At 35.7% G+C, this 7,432-nt stretch carries 7 protein-coding genes; 5 read left to right on the top strand and 2 right to left on the bottom strand.

Features of this window, described 5'->3' with window-relative positions:
• Positions 1-138: 138 nt before the first annotated feature.
• The 5 genes from ABX784_RS03120 to ABX784_RS03100 are packed head-to-tail and all read left to right on the top strand — an operon-like array spanning position 139 to position 5,002.
• A complete protein-coding gene (locus tag ABX784_RS03120; RefSeq protein ID WP_372652442.1) occupies positions 139-927 on the top strand; it encodes a substrate-binding periplasmic protein in 789 nt (262 codons plus the stop codon).
• Between the two features lie 55 nt (positions 928-982).
• A complete protein-coding gene (locus tag ABX784_RS03115; RefSeq protein WP_372652439.1) occupies positions 983-2,296 on the top strand; it encodes a hypothetical protein in 1,314 nt (437 codons plus the stop codon).
• An 11-nt stretch (positions 2,297-2,307) separates the two neighbouring features.
• Positions 2,308-4,122: a M3 family oligoendopeptidase gene (locus ABX784_RS03110; protein WP_372652436.1), complete on the top strand. Its 1,815-nt coding sequence runs from the start codon at positions 2,308-2,310 to the stop codon at positions 4,120-4,122.
• On the top strand, positions 4,122-4,772 hold the full coding sequence (locus ABX784_RS03105) for a hypothetical protein (RefSeq protein WP_372652432.1): 651 nt from the start codon (positions 4,122-4,124) through the stop codon (positions 4,770-4,772). Before ABX784_RS03110 ends, ABX784_RS03105 begins: the two co-directional genes overlap by 1 nt.
• A 26-nt stretch (positions 4,773-4,798) precedes the next feature.
• A complete protein-coding gene (locus ABX784_RS03100; RefSeq protein ID WP_372652430.1) occupies positions 4,799-5,002 on the top strand; it encodes a SlyX family protein in 204 nt (67 codons plus the stop codon).
• A 40-nt stretch (positions 5,003-5,042) separates the two neighbouring features.
• On the opposite strand, the gene ABX784_RS03095 is transcribed toward ABX784_RS03100, so the two are convergent.
• Both ABX784_RS03095 and ABX784_RS03090 read right to left on the bottom strand, forming a co-directional pair.
• Positions 5,043-5,969, bottom strand: a complete 927-nt coding sequence (locus ABX784_RS03095; protein WP_372652427.1) for a hypothetical protein — start codon at positions 5,967-5,969, stop codon at positions 5,043-5,045.
• Positions 5,970-6,065: 96 nt separating this feature from the next.
• On the bottom strand, positions 6,066-7,364 hold the full coding sequence (locus ABX784_RS03090; RefSeq protein ID WP_372652424.1) for a replication-associated recombination protein A: 1,299 nt from the start codon (positions 7,362-7,364) through the stop codon (positions 6,066-6,068).
• Positions 7,365-7,432: the final 68 nt, after the last annotated feature.

Genomic DNA, 7,432 nt, shown 5'->3' with positions numbered 1-7,432 from the left:
GAGTTAAAGTCTTCTGACCATATGGCCATGGGCGTAGAACTCTCTTACTAATCAACTAATTTAGTGGTCTTATCTTAATTTTAGATCAAGATCACTGAGCCTCTCCTTTAATTTATATTTCTAGATTAGAATAGTGAAATGAAGTTACTTTTTATTTTAGCTACTTATCTAATATCTATCCCTTCTTTTTGTAACGAAGTTAAGGTCTCTGCACATCCTGACTACCCTCCAATTACTTGGGAGAGTGGAGGAACCCTAAAGGGAGCTGCGGTTGAGTTAACAAAAATGGCCTTAAGTAACTTAGGGTATAAACCAGTATTTACACCTGTAGGTACATGGGGAAGGGCACAAGTTGAGGTGAAGCATGGGAGAATTGATATCTTACTTCCTCCATACAAAACCCCTGAGCGAGAGAAGTGGTTTGTTTACCCAGATAAACCCTTTCTAATAGATAGAACTATAATTTTAACTAAGAAGGGAAGGGTCATTAAATTTGAAAAATTTGAAGACCTAAAGAAGTATGAAGGGATTGCGATTGCAAATGATAGCTTCGGTCACGAGTTTGATCAGGCAGATAAGAAGCATAAGCTCTTGAAAAGGTTTTCTAAAACTAGAAGTTGCCTTGAATTCCTACTAAAGGGACGTGCAGATTACTTAATCGCCGGGCATAATGCCGTCCAAGCAATAATTGCAAAATTAAGCTTAGAGGGGCAATTTACAATCCAAGAGCAATCAATCGCTGAGACGGGAATGTATACAGCGATATCTAAGAAATCTAAATATAATACAAAGAAATTTAGAGATAGCTTCTTCAAAGAGATAGAAAAGCTAGTTATGGAAAAGAGACATGAGCTCGAGTCTAAAAAAGCTTTAATAGAGTATACTAGAGAAACAAAGAGAGACCTATGGCCGTGGGGTGATGGGTGAACACTTTTCACTAGTGATTGCCAATATGTAGCGCTATTTGATAGTTTTTTCTTCTATGAGATATGTCTATAAAGTAATAATAAGTCTATTTATCCTCGCTAATTTTCAGTCAGTGTTTGCCTCTGGCCACCATATTTTCTTAATTCATGGAATTGGTGATAGCCAACAAGGATTTGGAGCTTCAGAGGTTGTTCTTAGTCGACTGTTGAATGATTCTTCACCTAACACAAGTTTTTATTTAGAGAGCTTTGATTACCAAACAGGTAATGATGAACTGACTACTGTAGACTTTGCAAAGAGCTTTTCAATCTTTTTTAAAGAGTACTTTAAAGACAAGCCTTTAGGGAAGAATGATAAATTCTCAATTCTCGCTCACTCTCAGGGTGGACTTGTGACTATGAATTGGCTCTACCATAGTTTTAAGGGTGACGAAGGGTTTACAGATTTTAAATTTATAAAGAAGCACATGAAAACATTTGCCTCTGCTGCAACACCTTATGGTGGTACAGAAATTATAACTCTTGGACTACTCTCTCAAAGGTTAAGACAATTGATGCAACTTGGAGTGAAAGAGTTAGAAGATATGTACTTTCCAAGTGCAATGATTTCTAAAATAAAAAGAATATTACTTGGAGAGGACACTGAATTTGTAAAATTCCTACACTCTCTAAATATACTAAATATAGTAGGGGTTGTTCACAAGTTGCCACCTCTATCAAGTTCAGCTGCAAAACTACAAGATGACACTACCGTTCCCGTCACTTCTGCGAGTATGAACTTTCACTATCTAAAGAATCATAAGAAATACTTTCCTGGCGATAAGATTTCGGCCGATGAGACTAAGTTTTTTAAAAACGCTACAGTAGTTCCTGTTAACGCTGCTCACATAGCAGTTCTTTTTGTTCCTGGAATTGTTAAGGTGCCAAGTGAATGTAGGGTTCTCTCTGATTGTGATCATCCAGCCCTTAAGTTTTACCTAAATCACTTCCTAGATAAGAAGCTACCAAAAGTTGAAGAGAAAATTAGAAGCTTTGTAGTTAAGTTAAAGCTAGAAGTTACAAAGAGTTCGCTAAGTTATTCTTCAAGAGAAAATGAATTTAAATTCAACTTTCAGTCAGACTCTTTCAACGCTTTAAAATATATTAGCAATAAGTTCTTCTTAGATAGCGTGAAGGAAACTCCTACGTCTAGGATCTATGAGTTTTACTACGCAGGTAAATTACCAAAGAGTAAACTAAAGAAGCATATTTTAAATATCGAAATTAATGGCCCAACAATATTTCATATTGAAAGAGATGTTGATTTTACTATCTCTCCAGGGCACCAAACAACAATTGACTTAAATCTAATGTCTCTCAGAGACTATTAAAGGAAATAGCTATGGAAATGGTAAGTGATACAACTGTATGGGATAATTCAAATATCTACAGTTCAATAGATGATCCAAAAATTTTAAAAGATCTAGCAATCGCTGATGAATTGATATCGTCTCAATCTGAGAATGCTTCAAAAATTTCTGAAGGACTAGAAAATCAAGATAACTCTCTTGCTAATAGAGGTGACCTTGTCTCTGTAGCTCAGGAGATGTCTAAAGTAAGTTCTAAAATCTCAATAATTGTTAGAACTATTTCTACATATGTAAGTTCACTTTTAAGTGTTGATTCTTCAAATACAACTGCTAAGACTCTTAGATCAAACCTGTCAAAGACTCAAGCAACGATGTCAAAGGTGTATTCTCCATTATCAGTTTATCTCACGATTTTAGATGATGAGACTTTAGAAACATTTTTTACAGAAGAGCTAGAGCCTAAGAGATTTCAAATTAGCTTAATGAGAGATTTTAAAGAACATACACTTGATTCTAAGAGAGAGTCTTTAATTAATGGTTTATCTACTGATGGTCTTAAGGCCTGGGGAAAACTATATAACGATATCTCAGGAAGCCTTGTATGTGATGTTGATGGAAAGAAAGTAAATTACGCTTCTGCTGCATCAATGACTAGAGGCGGAGATGCTAAGTTAAGAGAGGCCGCTTGGAGAGGAGTTCAAAAAGCATGGGAAACTCATGAAGAGAGTATCGCTGCTATTTTAAATTCTCTAAATGGTTGGAGACTTGAAGAGGCCAGTGTGAGATCTGAAAATAAAGAACTTCACTACCTTGATATCTCATGTTCTCAGTCAAGAATTAAAAGAGAGACACTAGACGCATTAATTTCATCAACATATGAAAATAGAAGCGTAGGTCAAAGAGCTGTTAAGTCTATGGCCAAGGTATTTGGAAAAGAGAAGTTAGGTCCTTGGGACTTATTAGCACCTGCTCCAAGTAAAGAAGGAAAAGTAATTCTCTTTGCTGAGGCAATAGATACAATTGAAAAAGCATTTAATAGATTAAGTCCAGAGATGGGAGCATTTGCTCGCATGATGTATGAAAAGAACTGGATTGATGCAAAACCAACTGAGTTTAGAAAGCCTGGGGCATATTGTACAGGGTTTGCAAATGTAAGAGAGCCTCGTGTTTTCATTACTTATTCAGGCTCTATGGGGGATCTAATAACTCTAGCACATGAAATTGGTCATGCTTACCATAGTTGGGTGATGAGAGATCTTCCAATTGAAGAAACTGCTTACTCAATGACTCTAGCTGAAACAGCTTCTATCTTTGCTGAAACTCTTGTTAGAGAGTACCTATTTGATACGCTTGAAACTAAAGAAGAGAAGTTAGAAATCTCATGGCAAAATGCTGAAAGTGCAGCTGCTATGCTTTGTAATATTCCAGCAAGATTTGAATTTGAAAAAGAATTAGTAGAAAAAAGAAAAACTCAAACATTAACTCCAAGTGAAATGAAAACTCTTATGAGTGGAGCTTGGAAGAATTGGTATGAAGATTCTTTAAGTGAATATGATGAAATGTTCTGGGCAACGAAGTTACACTTCTCAATTGCTGAGCTTGGTTTTTATAATTACCCATACCTTTTTGGATATTTATTTAGCTTAGGTGTTCTAGCTCAAAGAGATACTCTTGGAGAGAACTTTAATGAAGCCTATATTAATCTTTTAAGAGATACGGGAAGAATGAAAGCTGAAGACCTTGTGATGAAGCACTTAGGAAAAGATATTTCTAAGAGTGAATTCTGGTTTGATAGTTTAAAAATTGTTGAAAAACAAATTGAAACTTTTGAGGATTTAATTAAGTAATGAATAAGCTTTTAATTACTTTTCTTTTTTCTCTGTCTTGTGTTGCTTCATCAAATTTATCTGAGGGAGAGTGTATTGCTCGCCCCTCAAGTAAGAAGTATATAGACTTTGATTCATCTTCTAACTATCCAAAGAAGTACCGCTTTACTTGTGATTTTGATTGCAAGGCAAATGATGAAGTGAGTGAAGTGACGGCACTTCATGAGGTTACTGTTTCTTCTATGAATGCTGAAGCTAAAAGTGTCGTTTGTTTTGGTGTTAAAGTTAAGAGAGTAAGCTGGGGGTATGACTTTGATAAAGTTGAGAAGTTTTTCTCATATGAACCAGGTCTATATGAGATCTCTAGTTGGTCAAAAGATAATGAGATTTCTTTAGATCATAGAAACTCTAAGCATTTAATGGATAAGTTGATTAAAGACTTAGGTATAATCGTTTCAAGCTATAGAGTGGCATCACTTTCTGAAGCTCCTAGTGCTTATGAGTTTAAAGTTGCTGTTGATATAATTGATTCACTACTTTTAGATTTACCTTACAATACTCTAAAGCTAGATGAGCTCATTTCTAAATTAGGATCAGCTGACCTTAGGGAGCACTCTGGTGAGAATTTAGTACTTAGAGTTTTATCTTCGAGCGCTAAGTGGAGACTTTAAAATAATAATTAACTTAAAGGAATACAATGAACGAATTAGAGCAGAGATTAGTAGCACTAGAAGAGAAGTACTCTTATCAAGATGAACTTGTTAATGAGTTAAATAAGATTGTCGCTGATCAGCAGACAACAATAAGATTTTTAGTTAAAGAGATTAAAGGACTTTCAGAAATGGCAGGCTCTGGATCTTCAAATGCTAATTCATCTGAGGAAAAGCCCCCTCATTATTAAATAAAAATAGGAGCTCTTTGATTAGGCTCCATTTATTATGTTACTTATGTTTTAAGTTTGTCTTCCACTTAGGGTGATTAAAGTGGAGTCTATGGTCACATGAGTCTGAGGCAATGCTTTCTGAAAATTCTATGTAACCAAGTTTCTGCCATTGTTTCTTTTCTCTTACTTCTTTGCTTGTCACATAGATATCAAAAAAGAGGTTGCTCGCTCTGTTATCTATATTGAGCTCATCCCTGAAATCATTTTCATTAATATTTTGTCCCGATCTCGCCTTAACCATCATCCATTTTGGAGTAATAGCATCTTTTAACGTATTGGTTTCTGAGATTTGATATAGTTGTCTTATTCCTGGGTTTGAATCTGCTTTACCAAATGTAAGTGCAAGCTTTAGTGAGTAGGCTAGATTTCTAATAACAGTTAAATTTTTTGAAACAACTGGCTCATTAGTCATTTCAACTCCTGTGTAGTGAGGAGCTTTCGTTCCTCCTAAGTCATCAACAAGAAAGAAGTTTGCAGTTTTTACTGTTTGTTCTTCATCTAGAGTTGGAAAGATTTTTCCGGCCATTCCAAACCCCCTATTTTTTCCTACAGTTGTTTTAGATAGTGCAACTGAGGACCTTGTAATTATAATGGCCTTTGTGCCTTTCTTATATAGACCTGTATAAGGGTTTTCTTCTGTGATATTCCATGTACCTTTTAAACAGACCCCATTTGGGTGAGCGAGCTTATCAAAATAAGGAAGTAGGTCTGACTTATTACTTAGGGTTCTATTTGCTGCCAGCTTAATTTTACTTTTAAGGCCTTTAAATAAACTTAGATATGAGATTTTCTTTGTAGGTAGACTTAAGTAAGGAGTAGAAGTTACTTCTTCCCAAACTTCACTGGCCTTTGAGCCTTTATAGTCTTTAGAGAAAGAATTTAAAGAAAGTGCTGTTGTTATTAATATAAATAGTACTTTATTCATGGCTGGCCCCTTTTTTTATTAAAAGTCTTATAACAAAGAATTAGGTGATTTGACCTAAGCTTAGGGCCGTAAGTAAATTTTACAGATAAATAACCTCTAAACTTTCCATAGTTTAGATATTCTATCCTTAATATTCTTTTCAACACCAATTTCTGTCGGTTGATAGAACTTTGGTGTCCCACTCGGTGTGTAGTCCTGATCAACGAAGTGATGAGGATAGTTGTGTGGGTACTTATATTCCTTTGTTCCCTTTGGTGGATAATTTTTTAAGTGATCTGGAACAGGTATGGTCTGGTTATTTTCGACGTAGCTTAGGGCTTCATTTATAGCATTATAAGCAGCATTACTTTTCACTGTTGAGGCTAGATAAGTCGTGGCCTGCGCTAGGTTTATTCTTGCTTCAGGCATTCCTATTTGAGCGACTGCATGTAGACAGTTAATTGCTACACTTAACGCTGTGGGATCTGCATTTCCAACATCTTCTGATGCAAAGATAACTAGACGTCTGGCTATAAAGACTGGGTCTTCTCCACCATCTAGCATGACTGCAAGCCAAAGGATTGCTGCACTCGGATCACTTCCTCTCATACTTTTTATGAAGGCCGAGATAACGTCATAGTGACGATCTTTATTTCTGTCGTACTCTCTAGCGTTTTCAAGAACAAGAGGTTTAATTTCTTTGAGTGATAATTCTTGTCCTGAGTTAATTGAGCTCTTCTCTATAACATCTAGTATATTTAATGCATTTCTAGCATCTCCATTAGAGTAATCTCCAATAAAGTGAATAGCGTCGGTAGCAATTTTAATATTAAATTTCTTTGATACATTTTCAATAATTGAGGTGAGGTTCTCCTCACTGAGTTTCTTTAGTTCAATTATCTGTACTCTAGAAAGTAGTGCCTTATTAACAGAGCTTCTAGGGTTTTCAGTCGTTGCACCAATGAATTTAAAGCTTCCTTGTTCTACATAGGGAAGTAGTGCGTCTTGTTGGGCCTTGTTGAATCTATGAATTTCATCAACAAATATTATGGCCTCTTTTCCAAAGTCACTCTTCATCTGCATGGCACTAGAGATGAGTTTCTTTAGCTCGTTAACCCCTCCAAGTACTGCATTGAAGTTGTAGAGTTCATATCCACTATTTACGGCCAATATATTGGCGAGAGTCGTTTTCCCAGTTCCCGGGGGTCCCCAGAGGATTAAGCTTGGGAAATTAACCTCTTTTAGAAATTTATAGCGTGTAAATATATGTTCTTGTCCAAAGTAGTTCTCAAAATCAGAAGGTCTCGCTCTAAAGGGAAGAGGGGAGTTATTACTCTCTGCGTTGCCGCTTGCATTCTTTTCAGAAGTATCTGAAAATAGGTCTGATTGAGAATTTTGGTTATTAATTTCATCCATTTTTATACCCAACTATGGAATACTATTGACTTTATATGGGTTGCATCCTAACTTATGCTACTTATAAA

Source organism: Halobacteriovorax sp. (assembly GCF_041587335.1).
Lineage (GTDB): Bacteria > Bdellovibrionota > Bacteriovoracia > Bacteriovoracales > Bacteriovoracaceae > Halobacteriovorax.
This window is presented reverse-complemented; position numbering and strand designations above follow the sequence as displayed.